Source organism: Mesorhizobium sp. WSM3860 (assembly GCF_002294995.1).
In the GTDB taxonomy this organism is placed as follows: Bacteria; Pseudomonadota; Alphaproteobacteria; order Rhizobiales; family Rhizobiaceae; genus Mesorhizobium.
This window is the reverse complement of record NZ_NSGF01000003.1, coordinates 65,079-81,945: the sequence shown is the minus strand read 5'-3', so window position 1 is coordinate 81,945 and position 16,867 is coordinate 65,079. Positions and strand designations below refer to the sequence as shown.

Below are 16,867 nucleotides of genomic sequence, written 5' to 3'. Positions count from 1 at the left end.
GATTCGGCCCATTCGATTGCCATGACCGGCCAGGAGCACGATTTTCGCCATCTCGACCGCGCCGGCCGCGCCACGGCGGGACTGGCGCGCAGCCCGCGCCTTGCCGTGATGCTCACCATCGGCGCGGGCGTCGTGCTTGCCTGGTTCATCCTCGCTGCCATGGCGATCCGCGCCGCCGAAAGTCGCCTTGCCGGCGGCGCTCCGGGCGACGCGCTGCTCAAAGACCTGCCGCGATTGCCGCTGCCGGATTTGCTCGACCGGTTCTTCGCTTTGTGCCTTGCGCCGGCACCGCTTTCAGGCTCGTTGGGGGCGCAGGCGTCGGCGCTCGTGCTGATGTGGTTCCTGATGGCGGTGGCGACGATGCTGACCTCGGCGGCGCCGATGATCCGCACCTATTGCGAGATTGCCGATACCGCCCGGATCAAGGGCGAGCCCGTCGTCCATCCGCTGGTTCTGGTGATGGGATACCTCGCAACCTGGCTTGCCGCGTCGGTGGCGTTCGCTGCGCTGACGCTGACGGTCTATGGCTTTGCCGCCGCGGGACAGGCGCTCGATCCTGTCGTCGGGGTTGCCGGGGCCGTCGCCTTGGCGATAGCGGGCCTCTATCAGTTCAGCGGCTTGAAGCAGGCGTGCCTCAAGAGATGCCGCAACCCGTTCTCGATCCTGTTTGCCAACTGGAGCGCGAAACCGGGGCGTGTCTTTCGCCTGGGAGTGGAGCAGGGCGTCTGGTGTCTCGGCTGCTGCTGGGCGCTGATGCTGGTCATGTTCGCCGTGGGCGCGGTGAACATCTTCTGGATGGCGCTGCTCGGCCTGTTCGCTTTGATCGAAAAACAGACCGCGGGCAGGGTGGCCAGCCAGGTTGCCGGTGCGATACTGCTTGTCTGGGCAGCCGCCCTGCTATTAGTTTCCGCGTGAGGGGGAGAATTCGATGACCGATAAGAGCTGGGCGATGAAGGGAGAGCTGGTACTCTCCTGCAATTGCACGGTTTTCTGCCCCTGCGTTCTGTCGCTCGGCAGCCACCCGCCGACCGAAGGCTATTGCCAGACTTGGGCCGGGTTCCGCATCGACGCCGGCCATTTCGGCGAGGTCGATCTTTCCGGCCTCAATCTTGGTCTGGTCATGGAAATCCCGGGCTATATGAGCCGCGGCAACTGGAGCGCCGGCCTGTTCATCGACAAGCGCGCCTCCATCTATGCGGTGAAGGCCCTAACAAAAATCTTCACCGGCAAGGCGGGCGGGACCACTTCGCTGCTGTCGATCCTGGTTGGAAACTTCCTTGGCGTGGAGCAGGTGCCGATCACCTATGAGATGCGTGACAGGACGAGAGTCTTCCAGATACCGCGGATTATCGACGGCGCGGTGACGCCGATACCCGGCAAGGACCGCGAGAAGGATACCATCATTACCAATTCCGAATACTGGATCGCCCCGGAAATCATCGTGGCGAAATCCGACAAAAGCAAGTTGCGCGCCTTCGGCCGCAATTGGAATTTCGCCGGACGTTCGGCCGAGATATGCAAGCTGGATTGGCGAGGCCCGTGAGCAAGAACACAGCGGCCCGGAAAGCGGCCAAGAAAATCGCAGAGCGGATTCCGCGGCCGAAGAAGAAAGTGACATGGCCGCAGGCGCGCGCTTTCTCCGTGCACCTGCTGACCGCGTCCGGCTCGTTCCTCGCCTTCCTGTCGCTGGTAGCGGCCAGCGAGGAGCGCTGGACGGCGATGTTCTGGTGGCTGGGACTGGCGCTTTTCGTCGACGGCATCGACGGTCCGATCGCCAGGAAGCTCGAGGTCAAGGAGATCCTGCCGACATGGTCGGGCGAACTCCTCGACAACATCATCGACTACGTGACCTACGTGCTCATTCCGGCCTTCGCACTCTACCAGCGCGGCTTGATGGGCGAGAACCTGTCGTTTCTGTCGGCGGCCATAATCGTCGTCTCCAGCGCGATCTACTACGCCGACACCGGCATGAAGACGAAGGAGAACTTCTTCAAGGGGTTCCCGGTCGTCTGGAACATGGTGGTGTTCACGCTCTTCATCATCGAGCCTGGGCAGTGGGTTTCCTTCGCCGTGGTCGTGGTCGCCGGCATTCTCACCTTCCTGCCGATCAGCTTCATCCACCCGGTACGGGTGGTGCGGCTCAGGCCGATCAATCTCGGCATGACACTGCTGTGGTGCGCCTTTGGGGCGCTTGCATTGGGGCAGGCCGCACTTGCCTCGTTCTATGACAAAATCGGGGTCCTGAGCGAGCAAGTCAGCATCTTCACCAAGGCCGGCATTACGGTGACCGGGCTCTATCTCGCCTGCATCGGGGGCGTCATGCAGATGTTCCCCAATCTTGGCGCCAGGAAATCCTGACTCTAGATCCAGCTTCCGTCCTTTTCCGGGAAAGTTCAGCAATGTCCAAAGCGATCCGAATTCACGCCCATGGCGGCCCCGAGGTCCTGACTTATGAGGATTCAGATCCCGGCCAGCCGGGCGCCGGGCAGATTCTGATCAGGCATACCGCGATCGGGCTCAACTTCATCGACGTCTACCATCGCTCGGGCCTCTACCCGCCGCCTGGCGGGTTTCCGCTGATCCCGGGCGGCGAGGCGGCCGGCGTGGTGCTGGCCGTCGGCGCCGGTGTCGGCGGGCTGCAGCCCGGCCATCGCATCGCCTATGCCGTCAATGTCGGCGCCTATTCGGAAAAGCGCGTGATCGCCGCCGACCGCGTGGTCAAGGTGCCGGACGGCATCAGCGACGAGCAGGCGGGTGCCATGATGCTGAAAGGCATGACGGCCGAATATCTGCTGCGCCGCACGCATAAGGTGAAGGCGGGCGACACGATCCTTTACCATGCCGCGGCCGGCGGTGTCGGCCTGATCCTCGGCCAATGGGCAAAGCACCTCGGCGCGACGGTGATCGGCACGGCGAGCTCCGTCGACAAGGTCGAACTCGCCAAGGCCCATGGCTTCGACCATGTCATCAATTACAAGGAGCAGGATTTCGTCGCCGGCGTCGCCGCCATCACCGGCGGCAAAAAGTGCGACGTCGTCTATGATTCCGTCGGCAACGACACTTTTCCCGCTTCGCTCGACTGCCTGAGGCCGCTTGGCATGTTTGTCAGCTTCGGCCAGTCATCCGGGCCGATCCCGCCTTTCTCGATGTCGCTTCTGGCGCAGAAAGGCTCGCTCTACGCGACCCGCCCGACGCTCTTCGTCTACAACGCCAAACGCGAGGACCTTGTGGCCTCGGCGCAAGCGCTGTTCGACGTCGTGCTGAGCGGCGCCGTCGAGATCAAGATCAACCAGCGCTATGCGCTGAAGGACGCGGCACAAGCGCAGTCCGATCTCGAGGGCCGCAAGACGACGGGCACGACCATCCTCATCCCGTAAGCCGGCTGCCTTGTTTTTCAGCGCCTTGCCGCGCCTCAAGGCAATGGTTTCCCCGAAAAGCTTACTGGTTTCCCTCTTGCCCTGAACAGGCCTATCTTACCCCTTGAGTTTCCGCTGGAATTCTTGAAGCTCTTTCAAGTTGCGTGCCGCTTTCCGACCGAAGCCGGCCGCGCATACGATACCAGCGGGAACACAGAACATATCCGGGTAACTGGATGGGAGGCACTGTGAGTGCAAATCATGACAGGGCGAACCTGCTGGAGGTTCGCGGCCTTACGAAGATTTTCGGCACGCTGACGGCGTGCAACCATATCGACCTCAACATCGCGAAGGGTGAGATCCACGCCCTGCTCGGCGAGAACGGCGCCGGCAAGTCGACGCTGGTCAAGATGCTGTTCGGCTCACTGGAGCCGAATTCGGGCGAAATCTTCTGGAACGGCCAGGCCGTCAGGATCACCAGCCCCGGTGTCGCCAAGAAGCTCGGCATCGGCATGGTCTTCCAGCATTTCTCGCTTTTCGAAGCGCTGACGGCGGCCGAGAACATCGCGCTCTCGCTGAACGACGGCTCGCCGATCAGCACCATTGCCGCGAAGGCGCGGGCACTCTCCTACAGCTACGGCCTGCCGCTCGATCCGGAATCGCTGGTCGGCGATCTTTCCGTCGGCGAGCGCCAGCGCATCGAGATCATCCGCTGCTTGCTGCAGACTCCGCAGCTCATCATCCTCGACGAGCCGACTTCGGTGCTGACGCCGCAGGAAGCCGACAAGCTGTTCGAAACGCTCGAGCGGCTTCGCGCGGAAGGCAAGTCGATCCTTTACATTTCGCACCGGCTGGAAGAGGTCAAACGCATCTGCGACCGCGCCACGGTGCTGCGCCATGGCAAGGTGGTCGGCCACTGCAACCCGCGCCAGGAGACGGCCGCATCGCTCGCCCGCATGATGGTCGGCAACGAGGTCAAGGCGGTGGTGCGCGCACCGGCCGAAGGCATCGAGACCGCGCCGGCGCTGCTGGAGATCCGCGGCCTTACCCGTAAGCCGGCTACGCCTTTCGCCGTTCCGCTCAAGAACATCAACCTCGCGGTGCGGGCCGGCGAAGTGATCGGCATCGCCGGTGTCGCCGGCAATGGCCAGGGCGAGTTCTTCGAATCCGTCTCCGGCGAGGTCCTGCAGCAGGATTCCGGTTCCGTGCGGATCCGTGGCAAGGATGCGGGCGCGCTCTCGATCACGGGCCGACGCCTGATGGGCGCCGCCTTCGTGCCGGAGGAACGCCTCGGTCACGGCGCGGCGCCGCGGATGAAGCTTTCGGAGAACCTTTTGCTGTCGCGCCATGCCACCGACGGCAAGTCCTTCGTCGGCTCCGGCGGCATGGTCAAGAACGCTTCCGTCTACAGCGCCGCCCAGCGCATCATCGCCGCGATGGACGTGCGCAAGAGCGCTGCCGATCCGGAGGCCGCGGCGCTGTCCGGCGGCAATCTGCAGAAGTTCATCGTCGGCCGCGAGCTCGACCGCAAGCCGAGCGTGATGGTGGTCAACCAGCCGACCTGGGGCGTCGACGCCGGTGCCGCCGCCCATATCCGCCAGGCGCTTATCGAGCTTGCCCGCAGCGGCTCGGCGGTTCTCGTCATCAGCCAGGATCTCGACGAATTGTTCGAGCTGTCGGACGCGATCGCGGTCATGCACAACGGCGAATTGTCCGCGCCCCTGCCCATCGCCGAGGCCACCTTCGAGAGGATCGGCCTGTTGATGGGCGGCGCCGAGCCCGGCCACGCCGAACACAGCATGGAGACGGCATGATGCGCCTCGAACTGGTCAAACGCCCCCAGCGCTCGGCGCTGTTTTCGGTGCTCTCGCCCTTCATCGCCTTTGCGCTGACGATGATTGCCGGCGCCATCATGTTCGCATTGCTCGGCGTCAATCCGCTCAATGCCTTCAATGTCTACTTCGTTCAGCCGATCAGCGAGGTCTGGCAGTTGCATGAACTGGCCATCAAGGCGGCGCCGCTGATCCTGATCGCCGTCGGCCTTTCGGTTTGCTACAAGGCCAACATCTGGAACATCGGCGCCGAAGGCCAGTTCATCCTGGGCGGCATCTTCGGCTCGATCATCCCGGTGCTGTTCCCCGATTTCGAAGGTCCGCTGGTGCTGCCGCTGATGCTCCTGCTCGGCATGGTTGGCGGCGCCCTCTATGCGGCCATCCCGGCGCTGCTGAAAACCCGCTTCAGCACCAACGAGATCCTGACCAGCCTGATGCTGGTCTATGTGGCGCAGCTCTTCCTCGACTGGCTGGTGCGCGGACCGTGGCGCGACCCGCAGGGCCACGGCTTCCCACAGACCATCCAGTTCGGCGACTCGGCCGTCCTGCCGGAATTGATGCCGGATGCCGGCCGCGCCAATTGGGGCTTCGTCTTCGCGCTGGTCGCGGCAATAGCGATCTGGCTGATGATGAGCCGCATGCTGAAAGGTTTTGAGGTCCGCGTGCTGGGCTCGAGCCCGAGGGCAGGGCGTTTCGCCGGCTTCGGCTTCAACAAGATGGTCTTCTTTACTTTCCTGCTGTCCGGCGCATTGGCTGGCCTTGCCGGTATCTCGGAAGTCTCCGGTGCCATCGGCCAGCTACAGCCGGTGATCTCGCCCGGCTATGGCTTCACCGCCATCATCGTCGCCTTCCTCGGACGGCTCAATCCGCTTGGCATCGCCGCGGCAGGCCTGGTGCTGGCGCTGACCTATCTCGGCGGAGAGGCGGTGCAGAGCGCGCTCGGCATCTCCGACAAGGTGGCGCGCGTGTTCCAGGGGATGCTTTTGTTCTTCGTGCTCGGCTGCGACACGCTCATTCATTATCGCATTCGTCTGATCGGCTTTGCCGCGCCACAACTCGAGGCCGCGCCCAAGCTGGAGGAGGCACGCTGATGGACATCACCGTCAACATCCTTTTGACCATCGCGACCGCGGCGACGCCGCTCTTGATCGCGGCGATCGGCGAACTCGTGGTGGAACGCTCCGGCGTGCTCAATCTCGGCGTCGAGGGAATGATGATCATGGGGGCCGTCGGCGGCTTCGGTGCCGGTTACCTCACCGGGTCGCCGTGGATCGGCCTGCTCGCCGCAATCGTCGTCGGCGCGCTGTTTTCGCTGCTCTTCGCCGTCATGACGCTTTCCCTGGCGACCAATCAGGTGGCGACCGGCCTGTCGCTCACACTGCTCGGGCTTGGCCTCTCCGGCATGATCGGCACCAGCTTCGTCGGCCAGCCTGGCGTCAGGCTGCCGAACCTCGACATCCCCGGCCTGAGCTCGATACCGGTCGTCGGCAAGCTGATCTTCGGCCAGGATCCGTTGTTCTACGTCTCGATCGCGCTCACCGCCGCGGTGATGTGGTTCCTGTTCAGGACGCGCACTGGCCTCACGCTGCGCTCGATCGGCGACAGCCACGCGTCGGCGCATGCGCTCGGCATCAAGGTCATCCACTACCGTTACCTCGCCGTGATCTTCGGCGGCGCCTGCGCCGGGCTTGCCGGCGGCCACCTGTCGCTTGTCTACACGCCGCAATGGGTCGAGAACATGAGCGCGGGACGCGGCTGGATCGCGCTGGCGCTGGTGGTCTTTGCTTCCTGGCGCCCGTGGCGGGTGCTGGCCGGCGCCTACATCTTCGGCGCGGTGTGGATCGGGCAACTTCATGCACAGGCTTTCGGCATTCCTGTGCCCTCGCAGTTTCTTTCTTCGCTCCCCTATCTGGCAACCATCGTGGTTCTCGTTCTAATCTCGCGCAACAAGCGGCTGACGATGATGAACACGCCGGCTTCGTTGGGGCAGCCATTTGTTCCGGATCGTTGACGACAACAAAAAAGACGGGAGCTCCAAGGCTTAACTCAGAGAGGTAACACGATGAAGAAACTGCTCATTGCGCTGATGACCACAGCCGCGGCCCTGTCGCTGGCGGCAACCGCCGAGGCGGCCGACAAGCTGAAGGCCTGCTGGGTCTATACGGGGCCGATCGGCGACTTCGGCTATTCCTACCAGCACGACCAGGGCCGCCTCGAGGTGGAGAAGGCGCTTGGCGACAAGGTCGAGACCGCCTATCTCGAGAACGTCTCCGAAGGCCCGGACGCCGACCGCGCCTTCGAGCGCCTGGCGCGAGAGAAATGCAAGATCATCTTCGGCACATCGTTCGGCTTCATGGACGCCGAGGTTAAGGTCGCCAAGAAGTTCCCGAAGGTGATGTTCGAGCACGCCACGGGCTACAAGACCGGCGACAATCTCGGCATTTATAACGCTCGCTTCTATGAAGGCCGCTATGTGCTCGGCCAGATCGCGGCCAAGGAATCGAAGAAGGGTCTCGCCGGCTACATCGTCTCCTTCCCGATCCCGGAAGTGGTGATGGGCATCAACTCCTTCATACTCGGCGCGCAGTCGGTCAATCCGGACTTCAAGGTCAAGATCGTGTGGGTCAATTCCTGGTTCGATCCGGGCAAGGAAGCCGACGCCGCCAAGGCGCTGTTCGACCAGGGCGCCGACATCATCGTCCAGCACACCGACTCGACCGCCCCGCTGCAGGTCGCCGAGGAGCGGAAGCTGCATGGGTTCGGCCAGTCGTCGGACATGATCAAGTTCGCGCCGAACGCGCAGCTGACCTCGCTCACCGACGAGTGGGGCCCGTATTACATCAGCCGCGTGCAGGCTGCCCTCGACGGCACATGGAAGCCGGACAATGTGTGGCTCGGCATCAAGGACGGCGCCGTCAAGCTCGCGCCTTTCACCAACATGCCTGACGACGTGAAGGCAATGGCGGAGGCGACCACCAAGAAGATCGCCGACGGCTGGAACCCCTTCACCGGCCCGGTGTCGAAGCAGGACGGCTCGCCCTGGCTGAAGGACGGCGAGGTCGCCGACGACGCCACGCTGCTCGGCATGAATTTTTACGTCAAAGGCATCGACGACAAGCTGCCGCAGTAAACAGCAAGCCTGACATCCGAACTAAAAGGGCGCCCCACCGGCGCCCTTTTCATTTCGTCAATCGGTTTGTCAAACGGCCGAGCCGTAGAGATCGTAGGCGTCGGCGCGCTCGACCTTGACCGTGACGATCTCGCCGGAGCGCAGCGGCCGGCGCGACTGGACATGCACGGAGCCGTCGATCTCGGGCGCGTCATATTTGGTGCGGCCCTTGGCCGAGGTGCCATGCGCCTCGTCGATCAGCACCGGCAGCCGCTTGCCGACCTTCCTGGCCAACTGCGTTGCCGAGATCTTCTGCTGGCGCTGCATGAAACGATGCCAGCGGGCTTCCTTGATCTCCTGCGGCACTTGTTCCAGGCCGAGGTCGTTGGAGCGCGCGCCCTTGACCGGCTCATATTTGAAGCAGCCGGCGCGATCGATTTTCGCCTCGTCCAGCCAATCGAGCAGCATCTGGAAGTCGTCTTCCGTCTCGCCGGGGAAACCGACGATAAAGGTGGAGCGGATGGCGAGATCCGGGCAGACCTCTCGCCAACCGCGGATTCGCTCCAGCGTCTTTTCGCCATGAGCGGGACGGCGCATGTTCTTCAGCACCTGCGGCGAGGCATGCTGGAAGGGGATGTCCAGATAGGGAAGGATCTTTCCCTCCGCCATCAGCGGAATGACGTCGGCAACATGCGGGTAGGGGTACACATAATGCATGCGGATCCAGATGCCGAGCTTGCCGAGCTCGTCTGCAAGGTCGAGGAACTTCGCTCGCACCTCGCGGTCGCCGAACATGCTCGTTTGGTACTTGATGTCGATGCCGTAGGCGCTGGTGTCCTGCGAGATGACTAGGATCTCCTTGACGCCGGCCTTGGCAAGCTTTTCGGCCTCGCGCAAAACGTCGGCGGCCGGGCGCGAGACGAGATCGCCGCGCAGCGCCGGGATGATGCAGAAGGTGCAGCGATTGTTGCAGCCTTCGGAAATCTTCAGATAGGCGTAATGCCGCGGCGTCAGCTTCACGCCCTGCGGCGGCAGAAGATCGATGTAGGGATCATGGCTGGGGGGAGCCGCCTCATGCACCGCCGCCATCACACTCTCATAGGCCTGCGGGCCGGTGATCGCCAGCACATTGGGGTGCTTCTCGCGAATGACCTCCGGCTCGGCGCCGAGGCAGCCGGTGACGATGACGCGGCCGTTTTCGGAAAGGGCGGAGCCGATCGCGTTGAGCGACTCGTCGCGCGCGGAATCGAGGAAGCCGCAGGTGTTGACGACAACGAGGTCGGCGCCGTCATGCTTGCGAGCGATCTCGTAGCCTTCAGCGCGGAGCCGCGTGATGATGCGCTCGGAATCGACGAGCGCCTTCGGGCATCCAAGGCTGACGAAACTGACACGAGGGGCAGACATAATCGTTTCCAGGTTTTTCGGGATCGGCGGCGCCATACCACACAAATTGCGGCATTGGTATGGGCTGGTTTCTTGCTGCGGCAAAACGCAGTGCGACGGACCAGATCGCCGGCCGGCCGAAGCCCGCGTCAGGTGGCGGCAGTCAGCTCACCGCGTTGTTGACGTGCGGCCAGACTTCCATCGCGCCCCTGTAGACCATGTCGAGCGCGACATAGAGGATGATCAGCAGGCCGACATAGGCAATCCAGCGGTAACGGTGCAGCAGCCGCGCAATGAAGCTGGCGGCAAGGCCCATCAAGCCGATCGACAGCACGAGGCCGACGATCAGCACCCAGAAATGATCGCGCGCGGCGCCGGCGACGGCCAGCACGTTGTCCAGCGACATCGACACGTCCGCGACGACGATCTGCAGCGCCGCCTGGCCAAGCGTCTTGCGCGGCGCTTTGCCGGCAACCGCCTCGTCGCTGTCGAGATCGGAATTGGCGAGCGCCTCCGTCGCCTCGTGCTCGTCGGCATAGGAGGTGCGCAGCTCGCGATACATCTTCCAGCATACCCACAGCAGCAGGATGCCGCCGGCGAGCAACAGACCGACGATGGCAAGCAGCTTGACGGTAACCGCCGCGAACAGGATGCGCAGCACTGTCGCTGCCAGCACGCCGATCAGAATGGCCTTTTTGCGCTGCTCCGTCGGCAGGCCGGCGGCCGCCAGTCCAATGACGATGGCATTGTCGCCCGCAAGCACCAGGTCGATCGCGATGACCTGAAGAAGGGCAGTCAGGCTTGCGGCGCTGAAAATATCCATCGTCTGGAGCCCTTCCTGTTTGCGGAATGCCGATCGTCGAATGTTCTAACGCTCGAGCGATTTACCGTTTGATTGGATCGCGTTCTAAGTCTTTGTTTTCACGCAATTCCAGCAGGAAAAACAGCTGCGCGCTTTTCCTGGAATTGCTCTACGTGCATGGTTCCTGCACGTCAAGCGAACTCACGAAAACAAGCGGTTGCCGCTCGTCTGGTTCCACTGGATTCAAACGAGTTTGCGGTTGGAAGGCCGATTTGCGCGCAGCCGACCGCGGCAGTCGGTCAATCGTAAAGATTGTATTTTGCCCAGTCGGTTTCAGGGATCTCGTCACCGATCTTATAGAGCAACTGCAGCACCCGCATGTGGTCGGGCGCGGTTTGGCATTTGAACTTCAGCCGGAACCATTGACCCTTGCTGCGAAAGGCGGCGCCGGGGCTCTTGATCGCGTCGGCGCTCATCTGGGGCGTGGCGAAGGCATAGGCCACCACACGGTCGGCCTTGAATTTGCGATCGTCGTGGCTGATCCGGTCGAGCACCTCGGCGTCGCAACGCTGTTCGAGACGAGTTTGCGGATCGAGTTTCAGCAGGCCGGCACGAAGTGCGTTGTCCATCGCCTTGGCCGGCCAGGCCAGCGCCAGAGGCGCCAGAACCATCAGGCAGAGCTTTTTCATGGGCGCGACAAGCAGCATATCTTGTCTGAGAAATCAACCAAACGCACGCGCTTGTGACATGGGTGCCGGCTCGGCTAGGCCAGCCCTGCGGCTCAGGCAATCTTGGCTTCGGCGACTGGGCTACTGCCTTTGTTCCGGATGTTCCGCGATGAAACGATTTCTGCTGCCCGGAGAACTTTCAAGCAGCCAAGTCAGACTTGGGTCGTATACAGCAGGGACTGTAGAGCCTCTTTTTCTTCTCGTCCAGCGACAGTATTGTTCCTTGGAAGTGCTTGAGCGCAATCCTGCCCAGTTTCGCAGGACCAGCCCCCGAACAGATTTGCGTGGGGATACTAAAACGAAGAACCGTCAGTGATGAGGTTTACCTGCTTTCCGGATCCGAGTGACCAATGGATGGTCTATGATGTATTTTTCGACCTTCCGGCGGAATTGTCGGGCCGACCGCTGCTTGGATTAACCCAAAAGGGCGCAGAGTATTTGACTGAGCAGGCGAACATAAGATTCGTGTCGACGTGCCCGACGATGGAAACCGGCCCGGTGGGGAGGCCGTTAGCCTGAAAGCACTTTACCAAAAATGTTTCGCTGCAGAGCAGCGCTATAGGTCCCGTGGTTTGCAAGATGATCCCACACGGAGAAACAGGCCGTGAGCGCGGCCAGAGCAAGAATCATGCGCATTGGAACTCCCCACCGCGCCCGAAAACGCCCAATGGTAAGTTCGTGTCAGATTGCAGGCTATTGCTAATATAGTGGGTAACCCTACACCGATCGCGGTATGCTACAGCAAGCGGAAGCAACGGCGCGCTTCGGGGGCTTCGCGCAGCCGCCGGCACTTTCGTGGTGACTCAGCGAGCGATCGCCAGTCCGATGCCAATGCCAACTCCCACGGCGACCCCTAAAAAGAGCTTGCTGGCGAAGTCCAGGGCGAACGCGCGCACAGCAGTAAAAATGCCTGCTCGGGGCTGCCTGAGAGCCGCCGCAAGGTCATCGAACATCGCTTCCATAGGTTGCCACCCGCGATTTCTTCGACCGGCAAGACTAGATCAGTTCTTGTGAGATGTGAATTCCTCCGGTCCATCAAAATTTAACGATCACGAAAGCTCGTTGGTAGGCACGTGTGGTAACGGTTGATTCAACCATTGCTGGTATATATCAAAGTCAGGTGGCGGCCCCGACAGAGGGCGGGGGGTGCTGGGCCTGCCGGAGCCGCCGGCGCGGGAGTGGGCGCTACCCGCGCTGTCCCAGAATAGGACAGCGCGGGTCTACAATTAGTTAAAGCTAATGGACTTTTGCCGCAGACCTGCCGCTTTATGTCGGCTGTCCGCCAGCGGTGTGTCCGCCGCCCGGCAACGTGCGGCTGAGGGGACGCAACCCGCCGACCGTGGGGCCATGAGTCTGGTGCGCTCCTGAGATTCAAGCGGGCTCTCACTGGACAAGGATCCTTGGACGCCATGTCCCTGTCGCGGGGCGGCCCGGCAGGCTGGCGGGGTAGGCCAGCAAACGCCGGGCCTGACCGGTGGGGCTCGGGGGCGAGACACAGCACCGGCTGCCTGATAATATACGCTTGTGCTGATATGGCCGGTACATATCCAGAAGATGATGCCGTAGTAGCCTAAAGGGGCCTCAGCGGAGCAAAGGACGCGGCGGAGCCGCCAATCTGCCGTAGACAGCTAGTGAAGCTTGCCCTTCGGAGGCTTGCCGGTCAGCCACTTCAATTTGACATTGTTAAGCTCTTGTTCGAGCTCCAGCGCGAGCCGGAGGATGGGGTCAGGAATCGAGATCACGTCTTTCCCGCCCTTTACCACCTGCGTCTTCGCCGAAAGCTCCGAGACTACTTTTGAACCGCCCGGTTTCGACAGCAGTCGGGACAGGTGCTCCCGCTGCATTGCGTGAACCTCTTCCAACAGGCTCAGAAATCTCAACGCATCCACTGTCGGCAGGCTGTTGGTTCTCAACCGGGCAATGCGCTCGTGCTGACGCGCGATGTGCTGCTCGCCATGTCGAACATGACGCTGCGCCATGCTGATGTGGTCTTCGAGAGACATGGCGCACAACGCGGAAACACGCATGTCGTTCCTTCGTCAAGGTTTTCGGCGGGACAATCGGATGGGCAGGGGACACCCAAGGCTCACCGGAATCAATACGCAAAGCGCGGTCGGGACAGATGGTCGTCTCCAACGAAGCGGTCGCCATGCGGGGGTGATATGCTGATTTCGTTTGGAATTGTGGCGGAGGGAGTGGGATTCGAACCCACGGTGAACTTGCGCCCACGCCGGTTTTCAAGACCGGTGCCTTAAACCGCTCGGCCATCCCTCCATCGTGATCTTTCAATCACTTAGACCATCGCTATCGGTCGATTTTGAGCAGTTGGCACCGAATTGGCACCGGAGGCGTTCCCGACCGGTTCGCGCTTCATTCCTCTAGTGCGGCGGTCAGGGCTGCGTCAACCACCGTGACGCGCCTTCCTGCGGTCGGGATGGACGATGCATTGCCCGGCTGCCTGGGTTGGCCGAGTGCTTTATGTCTGTGGCGAAAAAGTCACGCAACCAGAATATGCGGCGGCTCAACCATGGCGCGCTTATTATCCAGCCAAGCGAGGCGTATCGTCCTTAGCGGGCAAGGGGACGACCCAGACCGCAAGCGTCTCACTTCCTCCCGAACTAGCGCCCGCTACGGAAAACGTGGTGGGCGTCTTCTTGTACAGCCCGACGGCAACGCCTCCAGCAAGGGTCGAAAGCGTCTCCAACTGGTCCATGAAGCCATTGCTCAGATGGATGAGCGAGTTCATCCCTTCGATCTAGGCAGGCCTTGCGGACGCCCATGCTAGACTTCTGGTTGGCGCGGGCAATTCCAGCGCTGTGAGCGCCGGTTGGAAATGGAAGTCCCCTCCAAAAAGCTGCCCCTCCATCCGGCGCTCATCCAGGCAAGGCTCACCTCGGTGGCAGTTTTTTCCCCGCCATAATCTCGCCCGGTTCCGGCCATAATCGATTAACATCGTAATAAACATTTCATGTGCACAAGGGATTGGGGATCAAGGTGTTGTTGAATTCGGAGGCGCTTGGCTCCGAATGATGGTGGCGAGACTGTAGGGGACAATCGAAAACATGCAGACTTCGGCGCGCCCGCGTCTTCGTCGCGCTCCTGCTCTTGTGCTGTGCGCCCTGTCGGCTGTGCTGCTTGCCGCCTGTACGTCTACGCCGCAGCCGAAAGGCATGGTCGACAAGCGGCCGCGCTCCAAGGAATACTTTGCCGAATCCGAATATGGCGTGAAGGCGAGCCCGCGCGTTGCCTTCATGCGGCGCGGCGGCGGCCGCGACCAGCTCGGCAAGCCGTACCAGGTGCGCGGCAAGTGGTACTATCCCAAGGAAGATAAGAGATACGCCAAGGTAGGCCTGGCTTCCTGGTATGGCGATGCCTTCCACGGCCGGCTGACCGCCAATGGCGAAGTCTACGACACGATGCAACTCACGGCGGCGCACCCGACCATGCCGCTGCCGAGCTATGCCCGCGTCACCAATCTCGAGACCGGCAGTTCGATCATCGTGCGCGTCAACGATCGCGGCCCATACCATGAGGGCCGCATCATCGACGTCTCGGAACGTGCCGCGCAAATGCTCGACTATGGCAAGGTCGGCACCGCAAGGGTGAAGGTCGAATATGTCGGCCGGGCGCCGCTCGACGGCAATGACGACCAGTATCTGATGGCTTCCTACCATCCCGGCAACAGGCGGCCCGATCCGTCCGACGGCCTGCCGACGGGCGTGATGGTGGCCATGAACGGCCCGTCGCCCAGCCTGTCGATGAGCGATGCACCTCCAGCTGCCGTGCCGTTCCCCGGCCAGTTGACCAATTCGGGGCAAGCTTTTGCCGCGCAGCCCGGTCTGTCGGAGCAGCCGACCGCGCAACCGGCGATGTCGGGGCAAGCGCAAAGCGCCAGCGATGTCGTGCTGCCGGATTTCGGGCCGATCGTGCCGGAGCGGCCGCAGTTCAGGCTGCCGCCGAACTCGCCCTTTGCTATGGCGTCGCTGTCCTACGCGGATGAGCGCGTCAATCGCGCCGACGTCTTTGCCGCCCTCGACGGCAGCGGCATGTCGCCGGCCGACATCCTGCAGTCGTGGAAGAAGTCGAACGGCCAGGAACAGGCGCCGGCCTCCGATTATGTGGCCGCCGGCTCCTTTGACAATGCGGCGCAGGCAAACCGCGTGGCGGCGGCGCTCAAGCCTTTCGGCAGGACTGAAATCCAGCGTACCGAGCTCGACGGCAACGACTGGTACGCGGTCAACGTCTATCCGGATGGCCATGGCAGCATCGACGACCTGCTGCAGGCGGCCTGGTCGCACGGCGCGCCGGACGCATTGGTTGTGCGAAACTGACCAATTTCGCGCGCGCCGTTGATCCAGCGGAAAGAACCCTGATAGCTTATCGACGCCAGCACGGCTAAGTGGGTCGATATTTCATGCAGTTCCGCATCCTTCAGCCTTTCGCCGGATTGCTAGGCCTGGCGCTGATACTGCTTTGGGCAGCCCCGGCCGCCGCACAGCTTTTCGAGACCAAGGCGGCCCAGGCCTTCATGATCGACGCCGATACCGGCACGGTGCTTTTCGCCAAGGATGCCGACAAGCCGATCCCGCCGGCTTCGATGGCCAAGCTGATGACGATGGAGGTGGTCTTCAACGCCATCAAATCGAAGCGGATCACGCTCGACGATACTTTCGTGGTCAGCGAAAACGCCTGGCGCACGGGCGGTGCGCCGTCCGGCACCTCGACCATGTTCGCCAAGCTCAAATCGGCGGTCCGTGTCGAGGATCTGATCCAGGGCGTGACCGTGCAGGCCGCCAATGACGGCTGCATCGTGCTTGCCGAAGGCATGGCGGGCTCGGAGGCGAATTTCGCCGCGCAGATGACCGAGCGTGCCCGCGAGCTTGGTCTCTCGAAATCGACCTTCGTCAATTCGACCGGGCTGCCGGCGGATGGCCAGCAGACGACAGTGCGGGAACTCACGATGCTGGCGCTGCACATTTGGCGCGACTATCCCGAGTTCTTCCACTATTACGGCCAGCCCGACTTCACCTGGAACAAGATCTCCCAGCGCAACCGCAATCCGCTTTTGGCCATGGGTATCGACGCCGACGGCTTCGTGGCGGGGGCGAGCGAGTCCGCCGGCTTCGGCATTGTCGGCACGGTCAGCCACAACGGCATCCGGGTGATCGCGGCGCTGAGCGGGCTGGCGAGCGACCGGGAACGCTCCGAGGAGGCGCGCAAGCTGCTAGACTGGGGGTCGCGCTCCTTCCAGAAGACGGAGATCTTCGCCAAGGACGAGGTTGTCGGCGAAGCCGAGGTTTTCGGCGGCGCCAAATCCGGCGTGGCCTTGAAAGCCAAGGGCCCGGTGGACATCTTTCTGCCGATAACCAACCGCGACAAGCTGACCGCCAGGATTGTCTATGACGGTCCGGTGGCGGCGCCGGTGGAGGAAGGGCAACCGGTCGGGGAACTGCGCGTTTGGATAGGCGACACGCTCAGCCAGCGAACGCCGCTTTTCGCCGCCGAAGCGGTCAAGGTCGGAACGCTGCCGCAGCGTGCGCTTGACGCCGCCAAGGAACTGGCTGTCGGCTGGCTGCGTCAGAAACATTTGTGATCGGGCAGGCTCGTGGACCTTTTGCCCGACCGGAGCTATGACGGCGGCCAGCACGGGCGAAGGC

At 62.4% G+C, this 16,867-nt stretch carries 15 protein-coding genes and 1 tRNA gene; 10 read left to right on the top strand and 6 right to left on the bottom strand.

The genetic code is table 11. The annotated features are described in order from the left end of the window. Window positions 1–21 precede the first annotated feature (21 nt). The 8 genes from CK220_RS06880 (at window position 22) to CK220_RS06845 (ending at window position 8,318) form a co-directional block, all read left to right on the top strand. A complete protein-coding gene (locus tag CK220_RS06880; RefSeq protein ID WP_095811150.1) occupies window positions 22–915 on the top strand; it encodes a DUF2182 domain-containing protein in 894 nt (297 codons plus the stop codon). 13 nt (window positions 916–928) lie between these two features. Further along, the gene (locus CK220_RS06875) at window positions 929–1,543 is read left to right on the top strand and encodes a DUF1326 domain-containing protein (protein ID WP_095810824.1); all 615 of its coding nucleotides are present in this window, start codon (window positions 929–931) and stop codon (window positions 1,541–1,543) included. Continuing rightward, complete coding sequence (gene pcsA / locus CK220_RS06870) at window positions 1,540–2,358, top strand: phosphatidylcholine synthase (RefSeq protein WP_095811149.1); 819 nt, start codon at window positions 1,540–1,542, stop codon at window positions 2,356–2,358. The genes CK220_RS06875 and pcsA overlap by 4 nt, the downstream gene beginning before the upstream one ends. Window positions 2,359–2,399: 41 nt before the next feature. Beyond that, window positions 2,400–3,377 carry a quinone oxidoreductase gene (locus CK220_RS06865; RefSeq protein ID WP_095810823.1) on the top strand — a complete coding sequence of 326 codons (978 nt, stop codon included), beginning with the start codon at window positions 2,400–2,402 and terminating at the stop codon, window positions 3,375–3,377. Window positions 3,378–3,592: 215 nt separating this feature from the next. Continuing rightward, a complete protein-coding gene (locus CK220_RS06860; RefSeq protein WP_176479011.1) occupies window positions 3,593–5,170 on the top strand; it encodes an ABC transporter ATP-binding protein in 1,578 nt (525 codons plus the stop codon). Continuing rightward, a complete protein-coding gene (locus tag CK220_RS06855) occupies window positions 5,167–6,279 on the top strand; it encodes an ABC transporter permease (protein WP_095810822.1) in 1,113 nt (370 codons plus the stop codon). Before CK220_RS06860 ends, CK220_RS06855 begins: the two co-directional genes overlap by 4 nt. Next, a complete protein-coding gene (locus CK220_RS06850) occupies window positions 6,279–7,199 on the top strand; it encodes an ABC transporter permease (protein WP_095810821.1) in 921 nt (306 codons plus the stop codon). Before CK220_RS06855 ends, CK220_RS06850 begins: the two co-directional genes overlap by 1 nt. 51 nt (window positions 7,200–7,250) lie before the next feature. Continuing rightward, the gene (locus tag CK220_RS06845) at window positions 7,251–8,318 is read left to right on the top strand and encodes a BMP family ABC transporter substrate-binding protein (protein WP_095810820.1); all 1,068 of its coding nucleotides are present in this window, start codon (window positions 7,251–7,253) and stop codon (window positions 8,316–8,318) included. 69 nt (window positions 8,319–8,387) lie between these two features. Here the strand turns inward: CK220_RS06845 and rimO are convergent, their stop codons facing one another. The 6 genes from rimO to CK220_RS06815 all read right to left on the bottom strand — a co-directional run bounded on the left by rimO (window position 8,388) and on the right by CK220_RS06815 (window position 13,484). Next, complete coding sequence (gene rimO / locus CK220_RS06840) at window positions 8,388–9,701, bottom strand: 30S ribosomal protein S12 methylthiotransferase RimO (protein WP_095811147.1); 1,314 nt, start codon at window positions 9,699–9,701, stop codon at window positions 8,388–8,390. Window positions 9,702–9,843: 142 nt separating this feature from the next. Next, on the bottom strand, window positions 9,844–10,503 hold the full coding sequence (locus CK220_RS06835; protein ID WP_095810819.1) for a TerC family protein: 660 nt from the start codon (window positions 10,501–10,503) through the stop codon (window positions 9,844–9,846). A gap of 278 nt (window positions 10,504–10,781) precedes the next feature. Further along, entirely contained in the window at window positions 10,782–11,189 is a 408-nt protein-coding gene (locus CK220_RS06830) for a DUF930 domain-containing protein (RefSeq protein WP_176479010.1), read from the bottom strand. A gap of 824 nt (window positions 11,190–12,013) precedes the next feature. Continuing rightward, window positions 12,014–12,172, bottom strand: a complete 159-nt coding sequence (locus CK220_RS31810) for a hypothetical protein (protein WP_176479009.1) — start codon at window positions 12,170–12,172, stop codon at window positions 12,014–12,016. A gap of 666 nt (window positions 12,173–12,838) precedes the next feature. After that, on the bottom strand, window positions 12,839–13,237 hold the full coding sequence (locus tag CK220_RS06820) for a hypothetical protein (RefSeq protein ID WP_095810817.1): 399 nt from the start codon (window positions 13,235–13,237) through the stop codon (window positions 12,839–12,841). Between the two features lie 157 nt (window positions 13,238–13,394). After that, a tRNA-Ser gene (locus CK220_RS06815) sits at window positions 13,395–13,484 on the bottom strand. A 788-nt stretch (window positions 13,485–14,272) separates the two neighbouring features. Between CK220_RS06815 and CK220_RS06805 the strand changes: the two genes are divergently transcribed. Both CK220_RS06805 and CK220_RS06800 read left to right on the top strand, forming a co-directional pair. Continuing rightward, complete coding sequence (locus tag CK220_RS06805) at window positions 14,273–15,541, top strand: septal ring lytic transglycosylase RlpA family protein (protein WP_095810815.1); 1,269 nt, start codon at window positions 14,273–14,275, stop codon at window positions 15,539–15,541. 83 nt (window positions 15,542–15,624) lie between these two features. Further along, window positions 15,625–16,803 carry a D-alanyl-D-alanine carboxypeptidase family protein gene (locus CK220_RS06800; protein WP_095810814.1) on the top strand — a complete coding sequence of 393 codons (1,179 nt, stop codon included), beginning with the start codon at window positions 15,625–15,627 and terminating at the stop codon, window positions 16,801–16,803. Window positions 16,804–16,867: the final 64 nt, after the last annotated feature.